Annotated in this window: 10 protein-coding genes, 2 tRNA genes and 2 rRNA genes; 8 read left to right on the top strand and 6 right to left on the bottom strand. The window is 58.9% G+C overall.

Annotated elements, in window-relative coordinates; all coding sequences use genetic code 11:
• Positions 1-47: 47 nt before the first annotated feature.
• The 4 genes from AC4CWH_RS16865 to AC4CWH_RS16850 form a co-directional block, all read right to left on the bottom strand.
• A 23S ribosomal RNA gene (locus AC4CWH_RS16865) occupies positions 48-2,930 on the bottom strand.
• A 555-nt stretch (positions 2,931-3,485) separates the two neighbouring features.
• A tRNA-Ala gene (locus AC4CWH_RS16860) sits at positions 3,486-3,561 on the bottom strand.
• 88 nt (positions 3,562-3,649) lie between these two features.
• A tRNA-Ile gene (locus tag AC4CWH_RS16855) sits at positions 3,650-3,726 on the bottom strand.
• Positions 3,727-4,073: 347 nt separating this feature from the next.
• Positions 4,074-5,554: ribosomal RNA gene (locus AC4CWH_RS16850) — 16S ribosomal RNA — on the bottom strand.
• Together the 16S and 23S rRNA genes with 2 tRNA genes alongside form the textbook arrangement of a ribosomal RNA operon.
• Before the next feature lie 829 nt (positions 5,555-6,383).
• Here AC4CWH_RS16850 and AC4CWH_RS16845 point away from each other — a divergent pair.
• The 5 genes from AC4CWH_RS16845 (at position 6,384) to AC4CWH_RS16825 (ending at position 14,012) form a co-directional block, all read left to right on the top strand.
• Positions 6,384-7,328, top strand: coding sequence for a phosphoribosylaminoimidazolesuccinocarboxamide synthase (locus AC4CWH_RS16845; RefSeq protein ID WP_491319618.1), 945 nt, complete (start codon positions 6,384-6,386; stop codon positions 7,326-7,328).
• A 32-nt stretch (positions 7,329-7,360) separates the two neighbouring features.
• Entirely contained in the window at positions 7,361-7,963 is a 603-nt protein-coding gene (locus tag AC4CWH_RS16840; protein ID WP_491319617.1) for a TetR/AcrR family transcriptional regulator, read from the top strand.
• Positions 7,964-8,102: 139 nt separating this feature from the next.
• The gene (locus AC4CWH_RS16835; protein WP_491319616.1) at positions 8,103-9,317 is read left to right on the top strand and encodes an efflux RND transporter periplasmic adaptor subunit; all 1,215 of its coding nucleotides are present in this window, start codon (positions 8,103-8,105) and stop codon (positions 9,315-9,317) included.
• A 41-nt stretch (positions 9,318-9,358) separates the two neighbouring features.
• On the top strand, positions 9,359-12,460 hold the full coding sequence (locus AC4CWH_RS16830; RefSeq protein WP_491319615.1) for an efflux RND transporter permease subunit: 3,102 nt from the start codon (positions 9,359-9,361) through the stop codon (positions 12,458-12,460).
• A 118-nt stretch (positions 12,461-12,578) separates the two neighbouring features.
• Positions 12,579-14,012, top strand: a complete 1,434-nt coding sequence (locus AC4CWH_RS16825; protein ID WP_491283211.1) for an efflux transporter outer membrane subunit — start codon at positions 12,579-12,581, stop codon at positions 14,010-14,012.
• Between the two features lie 136 nt (positions 14,013-14,148).
• Here AC4CWH_RS16825 and efp read toward each other — a convergent pair whose 3' ends face one another.
• A complete protein-coding gene (gene efp, locus AC4CWH_RS16820; RefSeq protein WP_491319614.1) occupies positions 14,149-14,718 on the bottom strand; it encodes an elongation factor P in 570 nt (189 codons plus the stop codon).
• 179 nt (positions 14,719-14,897) lie between these two features.
• Here efp and epmA point away from each other — a divergent pair, with 179 nt between their 5' ends.
• Both epmA and AC4CWH_RS16810 read left to right on the top strand, forming a co-directional pair.
• Positions 14,898-15,965, top strand: a complete 1,068-nt coding sequence (gene epmA / locus AC4CWH_RS16815; protein WP_491321453.1) for an EF-P lysine aminoacylase EpmA — start codon at positions 14,898-14,900, stop codon at positions 15,963-15,965.
• On the top strand, positions 15,962-17,014 hold the full coding sequence (locus AC4CWH_RS16810) for a lysine-2,3-aminomutase-like protein (RefSeq protein WP_491319613.1): 1,053 nt from the start codon (positions 15,962-15,964) through the stop codon (positions 17,012-17,014). The genes epmA and AC4CWH_RS16810 overlap by 4 nt, the downstream gene beginning before the upstream one ends.
• A 20-nt stretch (positions 17,015-17,034) precedes the next feature.
• On the opposite strand, the gene AC4CWH_RS16805 is transcribed toward AC4CWH_RS16810, so the two are convergent.
• Entirely contained in the window at positions 17,035-17,892 is an 858-nt protein-coding gene (locus AC4CWH_RS16805) for a D-alanyl-D-alanine carboxypeptidase family protein (protein ID WP_491319612.1), read from the bottom strand.
• 309 nt (positions 17,893-18,201) lie between these two features.
• Here AC4CWH_RS16805 and AC4CWH_RS16800 point away from each other — a divergent pair, with 309 nt between their 5' ends.
• Entirely contained in the window at positions 18,202-20,754 is a 2,553-nt protein-coding gene (locus AC4CWH_RS16800; RefSeq protein ID WP_491319611.1) for an aminotransferase class III-fold pyridoxal phosphate-dependent enzyme, read from the top strand.
• The last annotated feature ends 271 nt before the right edge of the window (positions 20,755-21,025 follow it).

Raw genomic sequence — 21,025 nt, 5'->3', positions numbered from 1 at the left:
GAAGACTGAAAGAGATGGCTCATCTTCGATGAGCATTATCAATGAGAACGATCAAGCCAATCGAGCTATTAGTAACGGTAAGCTTCATGCATTACTGCACGTCCACACCCGTCCTATCAACGTGGTCGTCTTCCACGGCTCTGATAGGGAATACTCGTTTTCAGGTGGGTTTCCCGCTTAGATGCCTTCAGCGGTTATCCCTTCCATATATAGCTACCCTGCTATGCCCTTGGCAGGACAACAGGTCCACCAGAGATATGTCCATCCCGGTCCTCTCGTACTAGGGACAGATCCTGTCAATATTCCTACACCCACGGCAGATAGGGACCGAACTGTCTCACGACGTTCTGAACCCAGCTCACGTACCGCTTTAATTGGCGAACAGCCAAACCCTTGGGACCTGCTCCAGCCCCAGGATGCGATGAGCCGACATCGAGGTGCCAAACAACCCCGTCGATATGGACTCTTGGGGGTCATCAGCCTGTTATCCCCGGCGTACCTTTTATCCGTTGAGCGATGGCCCTTCCACACGGGACCACCGGATCACTATGACCGACTTTCGTCTCTGCTCGACTTGTCAGTCTCGCAGTCAGGCGGGCTTATGCCATTGCACTCGACGACCGATTTCCGACCGGTCTGAGCCCACCATCGCGCGCCTCCGTTACTCTTTCGGAGGCGACCGCCCCAGTCAAACTACCCACCATACACTGTCCCGGATCCGGATGACGGACCGCGGTTAGACATCCATGACGATAAGGGTGGTATTTCAAGGATGGCTCCACGAGAACTGGCGTCCCCGCTTCAAAGCCTACCACCTATCCTACACATGCCGACACGAATGCCAGTGTAAAGCTATAGTAAAGGTGCACGGGGTCTTTCCGTCTGACCGCAGGAACCCCGCATCTTCACGGGGAATTCAATTTCACTGAGTCTATGTTGGAGACAGCGGGGAAGTCGTTACGCCATTCGTGCAGGTCGGAACTTACCCGACAAGGAATTTCGCTACCTTAGGACCGTTATAGTTACGGCCGCCGTTTACTGGGGCTTCGATTCAAAGCTTGCACCTCTCCTCTTAACCTTCCAGCACCGGGCAGGCGTCAGACCCTATACGTCGTCTTGCGACTTCGCAGAGCCCTGTGTTTTTGATAAACAGTCGCTACCCCCTGGTCTGTGCCACCCTGACATACTTGCGTACAGCAGGGTCACGCTTCTTCCGAAGTTACGCGTGCAATTTGCCGAGTTCCTTCAACATAGTTCTCTCAAGCGCCTTGGTATACTCTACCTGACCACCTGTGTCGGTTTCGGGTACGGTCTATAATGATGGAGCTATTTCCTGGAACCGCTTCCTCGCCCATCCAATCCAATAAGAATGAACAAGTTACGCAATCCGTCACTACCACCAGGCCCACGAATATTAACGTGGTTCCCATCGACTACGCATTTCTGCCTCGCCTTAGGGGCCGGCTAACCCTGCTCAGATTAACTTTAAGCAGGAACCCTTGGTCTTTCGGCGAGGGGGTCTCTCACCCCCTTTATCGTTACTCATGTCAACATTCGCACTTCCGATACCTCCAGAGGCCCTCACGGGTCCTCCTTCGCAGGCTTACGGAACGCTCCGCTACCACGTGCAGTAAACTGCACATCCTCAGCTTCGGTGCATGGCTTTAGCCCCGTTACATTTTCGGCGCAAAGACCCTTATTTAGACCAGTGAGCTGTTACGCTTTCTTTAAATGATGGCTGCTTCTAAGCCAACATCCTGGTTGTTTTGGGATCCTCACATCCTTTCCCACTTAGCCATGACTTGGGGACCTTAGCTGGAGGTCAGGGTTGTTGCCCTCTTCACGACGGACGTTAGCACCCGCCGTGTGTCTGCCGATTAGTACTCCCGGGTATTCGGAGTTTGGTTAGGATCAGTAAGACGGTGAGTCCCCATAGCCCATCCAGTGCTCTACCCCCCGGGGTATTCGATCGACGCACTACCTAAATAGTTTTCGCGGAGAACCAGCTATTTCCGAGTTTGATTGGCCTTTCACCCCTAGCCACAAGTCATCCCAATCTATTGCAACAGATGCGGGTTCGGCCCTCCAGTTGGTGTTACCCAACCTTCAGCCTGCTCATGGCTAGATCACTCGGTTTCGGGTCTAATGCATCTAACTGAACGCGCTATTAACACTCGCTTTCGCTGCGCCTACACCTACCGGCTTAAGCTTGCTAGATACACTAAGTCGTTGACCCATTATACAAAAGGTACGCAGTCAGGCTTTCGCCCTCCTACTGTTTGTAGGCATCCGGTTTCAGGTTCTATTTCACTCCCCTTGTCGGGGTGCTTTTCACCTTTCCCTCACGGTACTTGTTCGCTATCGGTCATGCACGAGTACTTAGGCTTGGAGAGTGGTCTCCCCATGTTCAGACAGGATTTCTCGTGTCCCGCCCTACTCTAGGACAATGCGTATTTTACGTGTACGGGGCTATCACCCGCTACGGCCGAACTTTCCAGATCGTTCCACTTTAGCTCACATTGCCACTGGCCTGGTCCGCGTTCGCTCGCCACTACTTACGGAGTCTCGGTTGATGTCCTTTCCTGCAGGTACTTAGATGTTTCAGTTCCCTGCGTTCGCTTCTAACCCCTATGTATTCAGAGTTAGATACCTTATCACAATGCTTGGAAACCTGGAGCGTCTTCGACGCAGGCAATAGCCAATAGGCAGTAGCCAATAGGATCTAAACCCTACTGCCTATTGCCTAATTCCTACTGCCTTGTGCGCCATCGGCGCACCAGATTTCCCAAGCATTTAAGGTGGGTTGCCCCATTCGGAGATCCATGGATCAAAGCTCATTCGCAGCTCCCCACGGCTTTTCGCAGCGTATCACGTCCTTCTTCGCCTGTGCATGCCAAGGCATCCACCAAATGCCCTTACGACACTTAATCGTTCTCATTGCCAATGCTCATCCATATGGAAAGCCAATAGCCAATAGGCATTAGCCAATAGGATCTAAACCCCACTGCCTACTGCCCAATTCCTACTGCCTCACCAAACCCAGTTACCTTTTACAACCGGGCTATTTCAGATGCCATCGACGTGTTCGACAAGTCTGCTTTATTGGAGCTACGCCGAGCAGCTCGCTTGCAGCTTGTCTTAAGACCAGCTTCTCGAGATTAAATCCGGGATCGCGCGGTCAGGCAACGATCATCAGTGATCCATCAGAGGTGACTTGCGTCACCAACAACAGACGACCAGAGTGACAAGCTTCCTACCTTCTCCGATCCCTCTTTCGTATCCGGCCGGCTAGGCCATCAACGACATCATTGGAACCGGCATCGGACATCTCGGGTCAAAAACCCAAAACACCTGGAAGCCTCCAGATCAATCTTCTCTTCACAATATAGGCAGAACAGGCACATCTGCTCAAAAGCAGCGTGCAAACACGTTTTTCTTCAAAGGATATTGCCGTCCAGACGCTCGTCTCGACACCAAATTGAGATTGGTGGAGCTGAGCGGGATCGAACCGCTGACCCCCTGCTTGCAAAGCAGGTGCTCTCCCAGCTGAGCTACAGCCCCAACCATCGCAAACACCTGACGAACTTGCCGCCAGGATCAGGTAAACCATCAAACCAACGCCCTAAAGCCAAAGCCTCAGGACCAAAATTGGTGGGCCCGGGTAGACTCGAACTACCGACCCCACGCTTATCAAGCGTGTGCTCTAACCAACTGAGCTACGGGCCCATCTCAATGCACCAGCACAAAAACCCCAAGACCCGAAAGCCTAAAGATCAGATTGCCAGTACAGGACGGTAGTCCGTCGCCGGACGTCCGGCGCCCTCGCGGAGCGTCAGCCTGTCGAAGACAGGCGAACAGACGCGTGAGCGCAAACCAATGGTCAATATCCTTTTGAAGAAAGAGAAACGTGGACGGCGGGTTCCGCCATACCGTAAGCCCGAGAGCCGACGGCGTATTTCGTTTGCGATCGTGACCTGACTGGTCCGATCTATGTTCTAAAAAGCATGAGGAAGGTTCATACAGAGCCGACCCGAAGATCGTGTCTGTCGTCTTACCATTCCAGGCTTCCTTAGAAAGGAGGTGATCCAGCCGCAGGTTCCCCTACGGCTACCTTGTTACGACTTCACCCCAGTCGCTGACCCTACCGTGGTTAGCTGCCTCCTTGCGGTTAGCGCACTACCTTCGGGTAAAACCAACTCCCATGGTGTGACGGGCGGTGTGTACAAGGCCCGGGAACGTATTCACCGCGGCGTGCTGATCCGCGATTACTAGCGATTCCAACTTCATGCACTCGAGTTGCAGAGTGCAATCCGAACTGAGATGGCTTTTGGAGATTAGCTCAGGATCGCTCCTTCGCTGCCCACTGTCACCACCATTGTAGCACGTGTGTAGCCCAGCCCGTAAGGGCCATGAGGACTTGACGTCATCCCCACCTTCCTCTCGGCTTATCACCGGCAGTCCCCTTAGAGTGCCCAACCTAATGCTGGCAACTAAGGGCGAGGGTTGCGCTCGTTGCGGGACTTAACCCAACATCTCACGACACGAGCTGACGACAGCCATGCAGCACCTGTGTCCACGTCCCCGAAGGGAAAACTACGTCTCCGTAGCGATCGTGGCATGTCAAGAGCTGGTAAGGTTCTGCGCGTTGCTTCGAATTAAACCACATGCTCCACCGCTTGTGCGGGCCCCCGTCAATTCCTTTGAGTTTTAATCTTGCGACCGTACTCCCCAGGCGGAATGTTTAATGCGTTAGCTGCGCCACCGACAAGTAAACTTGCCGACGGCTAACATTCATCGTTTACGGCGTGGACTACCAGGGTATCTAATCCTGTTTGCTCCCCACGCTTTCGCACCTCAGCGTCAGTTATGGACCAGTAAGCCGCCTTCGCCACTGGTGTTCCTGCGAATATCTACGAATTTCACCTCTACACTCGCAATTCCACTTACCTCTTCCATACTCAAGATACCCAGTATCAAAGGCAGTTCCGCAGTTGAGCTGCGGGATTTCACCCCTGACTTAAATATCCGCCTACGTGCGCTTTACGCCCAGTAATTCCGAACAACGCTAGCCCCCTTCGTATTACCGCGGCTGCTGGCACGAAGTTAGCCGGGGCTTCTTCTCCGGATACCGTCATTATCTTCTCCGGTGAAAGAGCTTTACAATCCTAAGACCTTCATCACTCACGCGGCATGGCTGGATCAGGCTTGCGCCCATTGTCCAATATTCCCCACTGCTGCCTCCCGTAGGAGTTTGGGCCGTGTCTCAGTCCCAATGTGGCTGATCATCCTCTCAGACCAGCTATGGATCGTCGCCTTGGTAGGCCTTTACCCCACCAACTAGCTAATCCAACGCGGGCTCATCATACCCCGATAAATCTTTCCCCCAAAGGGCGTATGCGGTATTAATTCCAGTTTCCCGGAGCTATCCCGCAGGGCACGGTAGATTCCCACGCGTTACTCACCCGTCTGCCACTCTCCTTGCGGAGCGTTCGACTTGCATGTGTTAAGCCTGCCGCCAGCGTTCGTTCTGAGCCAGGATCAAACTCTCAAGTTGAGAATTCAATCGAGACTAATCACTTTATGTTCTGAATCGACGAGAACTCACTCGGTCATCACCGCATCACTGCGCCAATAACCTGGTGTTCTCATATCAAAACGTGACCGTCTGTAATCGTATCCAAAGACAGTCCTTATCGAACCGTCCGCGAAACTCCGCCGACCACGTTTCTCTTTCTTCTCATATTCAATTGTCAAAAAACAGACCACAAAGCCAAAACCCGCAGTCGATAAACACCCAAGAGCCAAACCGAAACCCGGCCCCAAAATCAGCAAATCCGCCAATTTCAATTTGAATGTCTCACAAGGTTTCCTCGGAAACCCAAGAACGAAGGACTTCGTCGCTAGCAGCGCCGCCGCCCTCGTCAGTGATGTGGCTTATAGATCCCACTCCCCGAACCGTCAACACACAAGTTTCGCGAAATCCAGAAAATCGAGGAAGGCATTGAAATCGTGGGGGAAATTTCGTCACGCTCCCGTCATTACCTAAAGGAAGGGGGAAATCCGGCCGGCCAGACACCACAGAGACGCAAATGGAGCGGGCTATAGCGTGGAGAGTGAGCACCGATGCCGGTGATCCCCGTCCACCGCCTCGGCATCCTGGTGCGAAATGCCACACAAACGGCTGAACAAGAGGGTCCTGCTCGCAGGTCAAAGGCGATCCTGGAGAAACCGACAGCACCTCCTTATAGCCCTCACAGCCTGCCGCTTGTCCTGACAGGGGATGCCATGCGATAGAAAGGCCTTCCCGACAGACGCCCTCCAGCCTTCACGTCTGCCAACGCCCAGCCGCGCGCCCTGCGGCCTCCTATAGGAAAGATCAGTCCGTGCATGTTCTTGCCGAAGCCTTCATTGCCGAACTCCCGAATTATTACCGTGGCAAGGTCCGCGACAATTACGATCTGCCGGACGGGCGCCGCATCATCATCTCCAGCGACCGACTGAGCGCCTTTGACCGCAACCTCGCCGTTATCCCCGACAAGGGGCAGGTTCTGACGCAGACGGCACGTTACTGGTTTGAAAAGACCGCCGACATCTGCCCCAACCATGTGCTGTCTTATCCCGATCCCAATGTGGTCATCGGCAAGCGGCTCGATATCCTGCCGGTGGAGATTGTCGTGCGCGGTTATCTCGCCGGCACGACGGGCACATCCTTGCTGACACTCTATAAGAAAGGCCGTCGCGACATCTATGGTCTGTCCCTGCCCGATGGGTTGCGCGACAATCAGGTCCTGCCGCAGGCGGTGATCACACCGACCAGCAAGGCCTTCGATGGTGGCCATGACGAGCCGCTATCGGAGAAAGAGATTATCGAGGCGGGCCTTCTGACAAAAGAACAGTGGCAGACGGTGAGCACTTATGCGCTTGCGCTGTTTGCCCGCGGCCAGGCGCTTGCGGCAGAGCGGGGCCTCATCCTCGTCGATACCAAGTATGAATTCGGGGTCGACGAGGCCGGCACCATCATTCTCGCCGACGAGATCCATACCCCCGACAGCAGCCGTTACTGGATCGCCGATACCTATCAGGCGCGCTTCGAAGCAGGCGAACGTCCGGAGAGCTTTGACAAGGATTTCGTGCGAGCATGGGTTGCCGAGCGCTGCGACCCCTATCAGGACGACATTCCGGTTATTCCGGACGAACTGGTGGAGGCGACGGCAGAGGTTTACCGCAAGGCTTTTCAGAGCATCACCGGGCAGACGATCACGCCGGTCAGCACAGATACCGATGTGCTCGCCCGTGTGCGCGCAAACCTTGCGCCCTATTTCAGTTGAGAGGAGACCGTTTGCAGCGGCAGGAGGACATGGTGCGCAGACCCAGGCGACGGGCAGAAGATACAAGAGCGGAAATCCTCGACACTGCCGAGACGCTGTTTCGCACGCGTGGCGTCTCCGGCTGCTCGATTGCCCATATCGCCCAGGCACTCTCCATGTCGCCCGCCAATGTCTTCAAGCATTTTCATTCCAAGGTGGCGCTCGCGGATGCGATCTGCGGGCGCCATATCAGCATCATGTCCGAGCGGGTGGAAGCGTTCCATCTGGAAGGGCCGGCGCCGGACAGGCTGAAGGCGCTGGCCTTCGGCCTGATGGACCTGCATATCGAAGCAATTGCCGAGAACCATTTCATGCTCGAGATGATCTTTCATTTGTCGGAAGCCGAAATCGAGAGCGGCAAACGGTATGAACAGATGATCGAGACGCTGTTCTCCGACCTGATCCGATACGGTGTCGAGACGGGCATCTATTATAGCAAGGACCCCGGGCGCAGCGGGCGCGTGGCCGCCTCTGCCTTTGCCAGCGTCCTGCATCCGGTTTTCCTGACACGCCGCCCGCGCGCGGAAATCGCTGCGAAATGCGAGGAACTTGTAAGCCTCGTGAATGCGGCACTGCAAAATCCCCTTGCTAAGTGACGGTATCTAAATTACGTCACTTGATGAATGTCGCGAATACCCGACCCGCTCGAGCTTATTTTGGCTTGCCGGAACGGGAGGTGCGCGCCACACTTCGTTGCAACGCACCGTTTCACATGCCCCCAATCTGGATGTCATCATGACCGCACGCCGTATTATCGTTCCGCTTCTGTTGTCCATCGCGCTCGCCGGGTGCAGTGACCAGGGGAAATCCGGACAAGGAGCAGGCGGCGGGGCCGGGGCAGCGGGCCAGCAGCGGCCACCGTCAAAGGTCAGCGTCGTGACGATGATTGAGGGCGAACAGCCGGTGACACGGGTTCTGCCCGGACGCGCCGTCGCTTACCAGACCGCGGAGATCCGTCCGCGCGTCAACGGCATGATCGAAAAGATCACCTTCAAGGAAGGCAGTGCGGTCAAGCAAGGCGATCTCCTCTACAAGATCGATGACGACACCTATGTCGCGCTGCTTGAAGAGGCGAAGGCGACCCTTGCCAAGGCCGAGGCAAGTGTGCCGAGCGCACAGGCCAATCTCAATCGCTATGAGCGGCTGGTCAACAGCGGCGCAACGCAGATCGAGTACGAAAACGCCCGCGTGACGCTTCTCCAGGCTCAGGCCGACGTGGCCCAGGCAAAGGCTGCGCTGCAATCGGCGCAGATCAATGTCGGTTATACGGAAATCAAGGCGCCGTTCGATGGCGTAACGACGATCTCCACCGTCAGCATCGGAAACATCGTCACCGCCAACCAGACGACGGCGCTGACGACGCTGCGCCGGCTCGACCCGATCTATGTCGACCTCAACGATTCCAGCGCCAATCTGCTGGAACTGCGCTCGGCCATCGCAGCCGGTCGCCTGAAGGGCAATCCCACCCAGGCCGACATCAAGCTGACGCTGGAAGATGGGACGAATTACGACAAGACCGGCAAGCTGGACATGGCAGAACTCGCCGTCAGCGAAACCACCGGGACCTACCAGATCCGCGCCGTCTTCGACAATCCGGACAATCTGATCCTGCCCGGCACATACATGCGTGCGACGGTCACGGTCGGATATGAAGACGGCTACCTCATCCCACAGCGCGCCGCAACGCGCAGTGCCACCGGCCTGCTTTCGGCAAAGTTCGTAACGGCAGAAAACAAGGTGGAAACGCGAACCTTCGAGCAGAGCCAGGTATCCGGCAACAACTGGCTGGTGACCGAGAACATCAAAGAGGGCGACAAGCTGATCGTCGATGGCTTCCAGTCGATTGCCGAGGGCGCGACCGTTGCGCCCGTCGATGCCAAGGTCGATGAAAAGGGCTTCGTCGTTGAAGCCGCCGCGGCCCCTGCCGCCACCCCCGCAGTAAAACCATGACCGGTTGTCTGCACGGAAATTCAGGCGTTAAGGGATAACCAATGGCCAAGTTCTTCATCCGACGCCCGGTCTTTGCATGGGTGATTGCAATCGTCATCATGCTCGGCGGCGGGCTCGCGATCTCCACGCTGTCCATCGCGCAGTATCCGGAAATTGCGCCGACAACCGTTCGCATCTCGGCCACCTATACCGGCGCCAGCGCCGAAACGGTGGAAAAGTCGGTGACAACAATCATCGAGGACGGCATGACCGGTCTCGACGACCTCACCTATATGACATCCTCGTCGAGCACCGGTTCTGCGACGGTAACGCTGACCTTCGGCAACACGATCGATCCTGACATCGCCCAGGTGCAGGTGCAGAACAAGCTGCAGCTGGTGCAATCGCAGTTGCCGGATGTGGTGCAGACCAACGGCCTGTCCGTCGAGCGCACCACCTCCAGCATCCTGCTCGTCGGAGCGCTTGTCTCCACCGATGGAAAGCGCCGGCCCGTCGAGCTTGGCGACATCTTCTCCACCCAGATCGAAGACCAGATCAAGCGCCTGGAAGGCGTTGGCAGCGTGCAGGTGTTCGGCACCGGTTATGCCATGCGTGTCTGGCTCGATCCGTTCAAGCTCAACAAGTTTCAGCTGACCCCGACCGATGTGACCTCTGCCATTCGCGCCCAGAATACGCAGGTGTCCGTCGGCTCGATCGGCGCCCAGCCGGTGGTCGAAGGCCAGCAGCTGAATGTCACGGTCACCGCGCAGAGCCAGTTGCAGACCGTGGCAGACTTCCGGGCCATCATCCTGAAGACCGAAACGGGCGGGGCAACCGTGCGCCTGTCGGATGTCGCCCGCATCGAAATCGGCCAGGAAAGCTATTCCACCGGCACCCGGTCGAACCGGAACCCGGCCACCGGCTTTGCCGTCAATCTGGCGACAGGCGCCAATGCGCTCGACACCGCATCCCGCGTCAAAACCGCGCTGGAATCCGTTGGACCGTCGCTGCCGGAAAACGTCATCATCACCTATCCCTACGACACCTCGCCCTTCGTGCAGCTGTCGATCGAAAAAGTGGTGCACACGCTGATCGAGGCGATCATCCTCGTCTTCGTCGTGCTTCTGGTCTTCCTGCAGAACCTCAGGGCAACCTTCATCCCGATGATTGCCGTGCCCGTGGTTCTTCTCGGCACGTTTGGGATCCTGGCGCTCACCGGATACTCGATCAATACGCTCACCATGTTCGCCATGGTGCTCGCCATCGGTCTTCTCGTCGATGATGCCATCGTCGTCGTGGAAAACGTCGAGCGCATCATGACCGAGGAGGGGCTCTCGCCGCTGGAGGCGACGGAAAAATCCATGGGCGAGATTACCGGCGCGATTGTCGGCATCGCGCTTGTGCTGACCGCCGTCTTCATTCCGATGGCTTTCTTCGGCGGATCGACAGGCATCATCTACCGCCAGTTCTCCGTCACCATCGTGTCGGCCATGCTTTTGTCGGCGCTGGTTGCCATCGTGCTGACGCCGGCGCTCTGCGCCACCATGCTGAAGCCGGCCCATCACGGCCCAAGACGCGGGCTTGCCGGCTGGTTCAACCGCAATTTCGACCGAACGACGGGCGGATATGTCGCCACTATCGGCTATTTCCTCAAGCGGCCGCTCCGCGTGATGCTGATGTTTGCCGTCATCATCGGCGGTTGCGCCTGGTTCTTCCTGCGGCTTCCCACGTCCTTCCTGCCACAGGAAGACCAGGGCGTTCTGTTCACCATCGCGCAATTGCCGAACGGCGCAACGACGGCGCGCACCGAAGAAGTCGTCAAGAAGATCGAGGACTATTATCTCGACAAGGAACCGGATGCGATCCAGGACGTGTTTGCGGTCAACGGCTTTTCGTTCACCGGCTCCGGGCAGAACTATGCCATGGTGTTTGCAAAGCTGAAGGATTTCGACCAACGCACCGATCCGAAGCTTGCCGCATCCGCCGTTGTCGGGCGCGCCATGGGTTATTTTTTCACCCTTCGCGATGCCCGGGTCTTCCCGCTGCAACCGCCGGCTATCCCAGGCCTTGGCAATTCCAGCGGCTTTTCGATGTATCTCGTCGACAGCGGTAAAACCGGGGTCGATGCATTGACCTCGGCCTCTCAGACACTTCTTCAGGCAGGCAACAGCAATCCGTCCGTCACGGCGCTCAGATCCAACAGCCCGCCGGCGGAAAACCAGCTGAAATTCCTGCTCGACCAGGAGAAGATGGGGGCCATGGGCCTCGACATCGCCACGGTCAATTCCATGCTGTCGACGATCTTTGCCGGCAGCGACGTCAATGATTTCACGCTGAACAACGAGTTGAAGAAGGTCTATGTGCAGGGTGATGCGCCCTATCGCATGCAGTCGGATGCCATCAACAGCTGGTATGCCCGCAACGAGAGCGGCGAAATGGTGCCCTTCTCATCCTTCATCAAGCCACAATGGGTCAGTGGAGCGCCTACCCTCAGCCGCTTCAACGGCGTCAGCGCCATTTCCATGGAAGGTTCCGCCGGCCCCGGCGTCAGTTCCGGCACGGCGATGGACGCCATGGAGAACCTGACGGCCAATCTCGGCGGTGGCTACACCGTCGCCTGGCAGGGCATATCCTATCAGGAACGTCTGTCCGGCTCGCAGGCGCCGATGCTTTACGCATTGTCGCTTCTCGTCGTCTTCCTTTGCCTTGCAGCCCTTTATGAAAGCTGGTCGATCCCCTTCTCCGTCATCATGGCGGTGCCGATCGGCGTTCTCGGTGCCGTGGCGGCAGCGACCCTGTTTGGCCAGTCGAACGACGTCTATTTCAAGGTGGGCCTGCTCACCACAATCGGCCTTGCGGCAAAGAACGCGATCCTGATCGTGGAGTTTGCCAAGGACCGACAGATGGCCGGCATCGGCCTGATGGAGGCAACGCTTGAGGCGGCAAAACTTCGCCTGCGTCCCATCATCATGACGTCGCTTGCCTTCATCCTCGGCGTGGTTCCGCTTGCCATTGCGACCGGCGCAGGCTCGGCGGCGCAGAACTCCATCGGCATCGGCGTGCTCGGGGGTATGCTTTCTGCAACACTCCTTGGAATTTTCTTCGTACCCTCATTTTTCGTGGTGGTCAGGAAGCTTTCACGCGGTAAAAAAACGGCGAATTAACCTTTTATGCCGCGGGGCATTAATCATTCCGAATCGCGGGTACCGTCTCCGGCCGAAAGGCCGGGGGCATCAAAATAAGAGTTCGATGAAAGCAATCATCGCCAAACAGGGTGTACTCATGACTTCCATTCGCGCAGCAGCTCCCCTCGTCATGCTTCTGCTTTCAAGCTGCGTGCTCGGGCCAGACCACAAGGCGCCGGAAATTACCCTTCCGGTGAAATTCGCCGAAGGTGGCGTGGCAAGCAACGGTGACCTTTCCCAGCAAGCCTGGTGGACAGCGTTCCGCGACCGCCGCCTTGATGGCTTCATGAAGCAGGGTCTTGATCAGAACCTGTCCATTCTTCAGGCGCTTGAACGCATCAATCAGGCTGAGGCCAATGTGGTGGTTGCCGGCGCATCCGCCCTGCCAAGCCTGACGCTTTCCTCGCAGGCCGAGCGTAGCGGCGCCCAGGGGTTCCGCAACACGGCGAACACTTCGCCCACCTCGTCAGCCTCCGGAACACTCGATGTTTCCTGGCTGCTTGATCTCTTCGGTCGCTACAAGCGCAACAAGGAAAGTGCGCTTGCCTCGCTCGACGTCGCCTATGCCAATGTTGATACTGCGCGCCTGTCGCTGCTGTCGTCGGTCGCCTCGGCCTATATCGATGTGCGCTATTACCAGGAGCGTATCGCAATCGCCCAGCGGAACCTCAAGTCCCGCCGCGAGACGCTGGATCTGACCAAGCTTCAGCTGGAAGCCGGCGCCGCCTCGCGTCTCGACGTCGTGCAGGCCGAAGGTCTGGTCAACTCGACGCTTGCCGATATTCCGGGCTTTGAAACCAGCTTCCGCCAGGCGTCGCACCGCGTTGCAACGCTTCTGGCGCTTCCCGCTTCATCCTTGGTGGCAGACCTGCAGAAGGGTGGCGGACAGCCGGTCGCACGCGTCAATCCGAAGTCCGGCATTCCAGCTGACCTCATCCGCAACCGCCCGGACATTCGCGCAGCAGAGCGCACACTTGCCGCTTCCGTTGCCTCCATCGGCGTTGCCGAAGCCCAGCTTTATCCGAGCATCAGCCTCGGCGGCTCGATCACCCCTGGCTATACGCGCATTTCCGGCGCAGAAGCCGGTCGCCTGAGCTGGTCCTTCGGCCCGACGCTGAACCTGCCGATCTTTGATGGTGGCCAGTTGCGCGCCAACCTGAGTTCGGCCGAATCGCAGGCCCGCGAATCCTATCTCTCCTGGAAGAGCACGGTGCTCAGCGCCGTCGAGGAAGTGGAAAACGCACTGGCCGCCATTACCCGCGACGGCCGCACCGTGGCCGCTCTGCGTGATACCGTGCGCTCTTACGAAGAAGCATTGTCGCTTTCCACCGCAAGCTACCGCGATGGTGCCTCCTCGCTGCTCGACGTTCTCGACGCGCAACGCCAGGTTTCCACCGCACAGGCCAGTCTTGCCGCTGCCATCCAGCAGCAGGCGCAGGATTACGTGACACTGAGCGTTGCCATTGGTGGCGGTTATGCCTGGGGCAAGGGCCCGACTGTCGTTGCCGCAGCCAACGCACCGCAGCGCTGAAACGCATCCGCTTCAACAAAACAAAACAAAAACCCCGCAGCTTCATCGAAGCTGCGGGGTTTTTCATGGCCGGTGCATTCTGAAGAGATACGAACCGGACGCAGCCTTTCGGCAACGTCCGCCCTGTCACAAAAACTCAGCTCTTGGCACGTTCCACGTAGGAATTGTCTTCCGTTGCGACAACGATACGAACGCCGGCGTCGACATGCGGCGGCACCATGACGCGCACGCCGTTCGACAGAATGGCAGGCTTGTAGGACGACGATGCCGTCTGGCCCTTGACGACCGGCTCGGTCTCGACGATTTCGAGCGTCACATGGCGCGGCAGCTGCAGGGCAAGCGCAATACCTTCGTGCATGGACAGGATGCAGGTCATGCCTTCCTGCAGGAAAACCTTCTGGTCACCCATGGTTTCGACATCCACGACCACCTGGTCGTAATTCTCGGGGTTCATGAAGTGGAAACCTTCGCCGTCCTGGTAGAGGAACTGGTGGTTGACGTCTTCCACGAAGGCGCGCTCCACCTGTTCGGTCGTGCGCCAGCGCTCCGACACCTTCACGCCATCGACGATGCGGCGCATGTTGACCTGCGTCACGGGCGTGCCCTTGCCGGGGTGGAAGTTTTCGGCGGTGAGCACGACGTAGAGCTTGCCATCGACATCGAGGACGTTGCCCTTGCGGACGGAAGAGGCGATTACCTTGACCATTGGATTTCCTTGTGACTGCCTTGGCTTGTCAGTTCGCAGAATGCGTCGTAGAGGTCCAGCCTTCCGCCGGCCTCTGACACGCTTGATCTGTTTTCCCGGGCGCAACTACCTTAAATTGGCGGAAATAGAAAGCCTTCGCACGTCAAGGCCTGGAATAAAGCCCGTCCATGGAGCCAGATTTGCCCCACGCCTCTCCTCCTTCGCGCCCTGCCTGGTGGCGACCGGACATCCATGCCGATCGCCGTCCGCTGCTGATCGGCCGCAATCGCATCCAGGCACGGTTCCGCCGGTTCTTCGAAGAGGCTGATTTCGTCGAGGTCGATACGGCAACGCTTCAGGTTTCCCCCGGCAACGAGGCGCATCTGCATGCCTTTTCAACGGATGCCCTGACGACGGATGGTGAGGCGACCCGGATGCACCTGCACACATCGCCGGAATTTGCCTGCAAGAAGCTGCTGGCCGCCGGCGAACGTCGCATCGCCTGCTTTGCCCATGTCTATCGCAACCGCGAGCGCGGGCCGCTGCACCACCCGGAATTCACCATGCTGGAATGGTACCGCACCGGTGAGACCTATGAACGCCTGATGGAAGACAGCGCACAGCTCATCGCCCTTGCCGCCGAAACCGCCGGCACGCGGTCATTTCAGTTTCGCGGGCGGAAAATGTATCCGTTTGCCGAACCGGAGCGGCTGAGCGTTGCCGACGCGTTCGAGCGTTTTGCCGGGATCGATCTTCTCGCCTCGGTTTCGGAAAACGGCGAGACAGACCGGGCACATCTGCGCGCCGGGCTTCTGAAAGCCGGCATCCGCACCGCCGAAGATGACACCTGGACGGACCTGTTCAGCCGCGTACTTCTTGAAAAGATCGAGCCGAACCTGGGGGATGGCCGCGCCACCATTCTCGACCGTTATCCGATCTGCGAGGCAGCCCTTGCGCGGCCTGCCGCCGACGATGCCCGCGTTGCCGAACGCTTCGAGCTTTATGCCTGCGGCGTGGAGCTTGCCAATGCGTTTGGCGAGCTGACGGATGCTGGCGAACAAAGACTGCGATTCGAAGCGGAAATGGCGGAAAAACAGCGGGTCTATGGCGAGACCTATCCGCTAGACGAGGATTTTCTCGCAGCCCTTGCTATCATGCCGGAGGCAAGCGGCATTGCGCTCGGCTTCGACCGGCTGGTGATGCTGGCGACAGGGGCCACGCATATCGAGCAGGTGATGTGGGCGCCCGTGGCGGATACCGGCCCATGACAAGCCGTCGCGCGCTGAAAACACCTGAAGATCTTGCCGGCGCGGGCCTCCTCGACGCTCAAGGGGTTGAGGCAGCGCATCAAGTTGCTGACCGGTATGCCGTGGCCGTCACACCTGCCATGGCGCGCCTCATTGATCCGGCCGACCCGGCAGATCCCATTGGCCTTCAGTTCCTGCCCGATCTTCGCGAACTCGATATCATGCCGGAAGAGCGCGAGGACCCGATCGGCGATGGCGCCCATTCGCCGGTCAAGGGTGTCGTGCATCGTTATCCCGACCGCGTGCTCCTGAAGGCGGTGCATGTCTGTCCGGTCTATTGCCGTTTCTGCTTTCGCCGTGAAATGGTCGGCCCCTCCGGCGATGGCACACTGTCTGCGCCGGAGCTTGGCCAGGCCTTCGACTATATTCGCGCGCACCCGGAAATCTGGGAGGTGATCCTGACCGGTGGCGATCCGCTGGTTCTGTCACCGCGCCGGCTGTCAGAAATCCTTGGCGGTCTCAAAGACATCCCGCATGTCAAAATCATCCGGTTTCACAGCCGCGTGCCGGTGGTCGATCCGGAAGCGATCAATGACGCGCTGATCGGCGCGCTGAAAGACAGCGGCAAGGTGACCTATGTGGCGCTGCACGCCAACCATCCCCGCGAGATGACGCAAAGTGCCCGCGCCGCCTGTGCGCGGCTGGTCGAGGCCGGCATTGCCATGGTCAGCCAGACGGTGCTGCTGAAGGGCATCAACGACGACCCGAAAGTGTTGGCGGATCTGATGCGCGCCTTTGTCGAGGCCCGCGTCAAACCCTATTACCTGCATCACCCGGACCTTGCCCCCGGCACCAGCCATTTTCGCCTCGACATTGCCGAAGGCCAGCGCATCGTGGCGGCCCTTCGCGGCCATGTCTCCGGCCTTTGCCAGCCGACCTATGTGCTGGATATTCCAGGCGGCTATGGCAAGGCGGATATCGGCCGCAGCGCCATTCGCCCGCTCGGCGAGGGCTGTTATTCGGTGAGCGATTTTCGCGGCGAGGAGCATCTTTACCCGCCCAAGGTCTGACGCCACAGGCGCCGCTTCCGTCAATAAAGCCCGATGGCGGCACCGACCGTTGCGCCGGCGCCCGGTGTCGTCGGGGCGGGATTGGCAAGATATTGCTGGAAGAGTTGCACCATCTGCTGGTCGCGCGCGTCGGCGGTCGCTCCCCCCATCACCACGCCGATAAAACGCTGGCGTCCCTTCTGCACGGAGGTCACGACATTATAACCGGAAGCGCTGGTATAACCGGTCTTGATGCCATCGACGCCCGGATAGAGGTCGAGCATGAAGTTGTGCCCCTTCAGCGGTTTGCCGCGAAACTGCGCCGTGCGCGTACTGAACAGCGAAAATTCACGTGGGAAATGATGCATCAGCGCCATGCCGAGAACCGCCATGTCGCGCGCCGTCGTAAACTGCCCGTCCGCCGTCAGCCCCGTGGCGTTGCGAAACGTGGTGTTCGTCATGCGAAGCGCCCGTGCCTTCTCGGTCATCATCTGCGCAAACGCATCCTCGCTGCCACCCAGCCGCTCGGCCATGGCGATGGCCGCGTCATTGGCAGACAGCACGATCATGCCGGTGACGGCGTCGCGTACGCTGACCGTTCCGCCCGGCTGAACATTCAGCTTGTAGGGCACGGTGGAGGCTGCGTGGCGTGACATCGGGATCTGCTCGTCCCAGCCAAGCTTGCCGCGGGAAATCGCCTCGAATGTGAGGTACAGCGTCATCATCTTGGTGAGCGAGGCCGGCCTGTTCAACGCCTGTGCATTGTCAGAGGCAATGACGGCCCCGGTTGCGGCATCGACCAGAATGCGCGCCTGGCCCGCCCATGCCTGAGCACCGGAAGACACCAGAACAACGAAAAACAGAGCTGCCCGATTCATCAGGCCACGGCTAGGGTGCATACTGGTTTCCCTCTGTTCATCTTTGCAACACGGCCACGTTCAGCAATACCATCGCAGGCCTTAGCGATCCCACATAGAGCGATACGCGGCCTGCGTCCTCCACCAATACCCCCTTGGACGATCAAATTCGGGAGAGCCAGACATCCGCGCCCCAACGCCCGCGGCTGCCCGCGGCACCGACATGATCCACATTTGGCACAGGCGGGCTTCAATTTAACCGCTAAATGCCCAATTTTATTACGAAACCTATGGACGGACCCTGCCAGCGCGCTAATCTTCTCCCCCTTAATCGTCCGTGGGGAGACGCGAATGGTCACCGTTCAGCCAGATCAGGCGCAAGACGTCATCGAACAGCCCGTTTTTCCCGACCCGGACGATGTACTGGCGCGGTCTTACGGGCTCTCCGGTGAGATCATGCCGATCGTCGGCAATCCTCAAGCGTTTACGTTTGCCTATGACGACCTTTCCTATCGTCTGGATTTCACCGACGATGAGGCTGAACGGGCGCGCTTCCAACATCAGGCGGATGTGCTCGATAGCCTGATCGAGCGTCAGGACCTGGTCCAGGGTCCGCTGCCCATCCGCGACACCTATGACGCCTTCGTCGTGTCGCTCCAAACGGAAGAGGGCGAAACACCCTGCTGGGCACGGCTTCTGCGTCTGCCGGATGGCCAAGCCCTTCCGACCAGGCGGGCGCCGTCCCCCGCAGAGGCCCGCGCACTTGGCCAGTTTGCAGCACGGCTTATCCTTGCGCTCGAAACCGACAAATCCGGCGAAGATGGCGAACAGCCGCCTTCTCTCACCTCGTCCCGCGATCTTCGCCAGGCCGGCCCGACCGTGGTCAAGCTTTTACGCGCGGTGGGGGATTCGTCTGTGCGCGATCCGGTGGCAAAAACCATGGTGGCGGCGCTGCGCCAGATCCAGCCGATCGGCCCGCAGCTTCGCATCCGCATCGTGCATCACCAGCCGGTGCGCGCCGAGTTGCTGGGGGATAACCTGGATGGCGGATGGCGCCCGACCTCCTTCACCAGTGCCGATGCACTGGGCGAAGGCTGGATCGCCGCATCGCTTGCCGCACTCTGTGCAGATCTGATCGTCTCCGGCGACACCAATATTCTGGACTTCCTGCCCGCCGTCGCCGGCTTCCATCAGGAACTGCCGCTTGTCGAGGAGGAACTGAAGGCGCTGTGGCCATTGACCTTGATTCGCATCGGCCTGTTGCGGGCAAAGGCGGAACACGAGGCCGTGTTTGCCGAAAGTGACGAGACGCTCAGCGCCCGCCAGCAAGCGCGCGACCTGTTTTCCCGTGCAACCGCCGTGCATCCCGCCTTCATGGACGCCGCCATTCTGGATGCGGTGGAATGGCCACGCGAGGCCGCGCCGGAACTGGGCCTGCTGCTGCCGGAGATCGATGCCGATGCGATCCGCGTCGTTGATCTCTCCGTGACAAGCCCGCTGTTTGCCGAGGGCAACTGGCAGGACCCGGATATCGACTGGCGGCTTCTGGCCCGCATTGCCTGGGATAGCCGCATGGGGGCAACCCGGTTTGGCGAATACAGGTTTTCGCGCGCCGAAGCAGCCGGCGGTCAGGAAGCCGAAAATTATGCGCTGCACGTGGATCTCTGCGTGCCGGCAGGCATCGTCGCCGTGGCGCCGATGGGTGGCATCGTGCATCTCGTTGAGAACAGGCTGGTGCTGGTGGCCAAGGAGGCAAGCCTTTATCTTGAGGGGCTGGACAGCGTGCTTGTCGATGGCACGGCGCTGTTTGCCGGAGACAGGCTCGGCGTGGTCGCCGGCAGCGACGGTGCTGTCGGGGGGCTTCGCATCCGCATCTGCCGCGCCGCCGACCTTCTGCCGCCTTTGTTTGCCCCTGCCCGCTATGCGCGGCTGTGGAGCCGGCTCGTGCTGTCTCCCTCGCTCCTGTTCGGGCGTGATCTCGATGCGCCCTCCGCCAGCCGGCAACCGCTGGCACGCGGCTGGCAGGATGCCGTTTTTGACGGCCAGGGCCGTTCCTTCGTCGATCTTTCCGGTGCCGCCGGACTTTTGGGCCACGGCAATGCCGACATGGCGGAGGCGGCCTATCGCCAATGGATGACGCTTGCCGGCCTTCAGGATACACAAGCCGAGGCGGATTTCCGTGCGGCCCTGCGCAGCCTGCTGCCCGATGGTTTTGAAATTCTGACCCTGACCGACGAAGCCTCGGCCATCGCCATGGCCGAGACGCTTGCCGCGCAATTTTCCGATGACGTCAAAATGCTTGTTATCGCGGATGAACGTCGCCACGGCCTTGGCCGGCTGGGAACGCCCCTCTGGCGCTTCGAGCGCGAGGAAACAATGCCTGACATCATCGTGACCGGCTCGCCGGTGCCGGGAGAAGCGCTTGCTGCGGTCATAGTGAAGGCCGCATATGCCGCCATTGAAACCCCGCCGGCAGCCGTTTTGCCGGGTGCCGTCGCCTGCCGGGTGGGTTGCGCCGTACTGGACACCCTCGGCGATGGCGCAATCCGTGAACGGGCGGGCGCCACGGCAGTTTATCTCGGCGAGCAGCTTCAAAAGATCGGCAGTTGGATGCCGGACCTGTTGACTGTCGAGGTCGAGGGCTTGGCGGTTGACTTGCTGCTACCCGACGAATCGCTCTCCTCCTTCGATCTCGCGCGGCAACTGGCTGCCCACGGCATTCTTGTGCCACGCCCGCATAGTGGCGATCGACTGGAACTTGCAGCACCGCTTTGTCTCACGCGCAAAAGTGCCGACCGGCTGACGGAAGCGCTTGTGGCGGTGCTTCTGAAGCTTCGCCCTGAAGCCGGGTCTTTCGACGCAGTCGACGAGAAGGCCGCCGCCCCAGAGGCGGAGCCTGCGTGAGCCATCCGTGAAACACGGCAGATCGGCGAACAGGATTTCTCAAATCCGCCTTACTCCTGTCATCAAACGGAAAAAAATTCTAGGTAGACAGGAATTCGATTGAAGTTGCCGATCGACTCACATATGGTCCGCCATCAAGGACAAGCTGAAATTTCGCTCGTCCGGAAGAGCGCAACACCAACAGGGAGAGTGACATGTCGAAATCCGTCCGCAGTGCTGCCCTTCGTTGGCGTGCGCATGATGTGAAACGCGCGGGAATTTTCTCCACCCC

The sequence above is a fragment of the Neorhizobium sp. PAMB6716 genome (assembly GCF_058242805.1).
The sequence above is the reverse complement of the archived record's forward strand: the minus strand, read 5'-3'. Positions and strand labels throughout refer to the sequence as shown.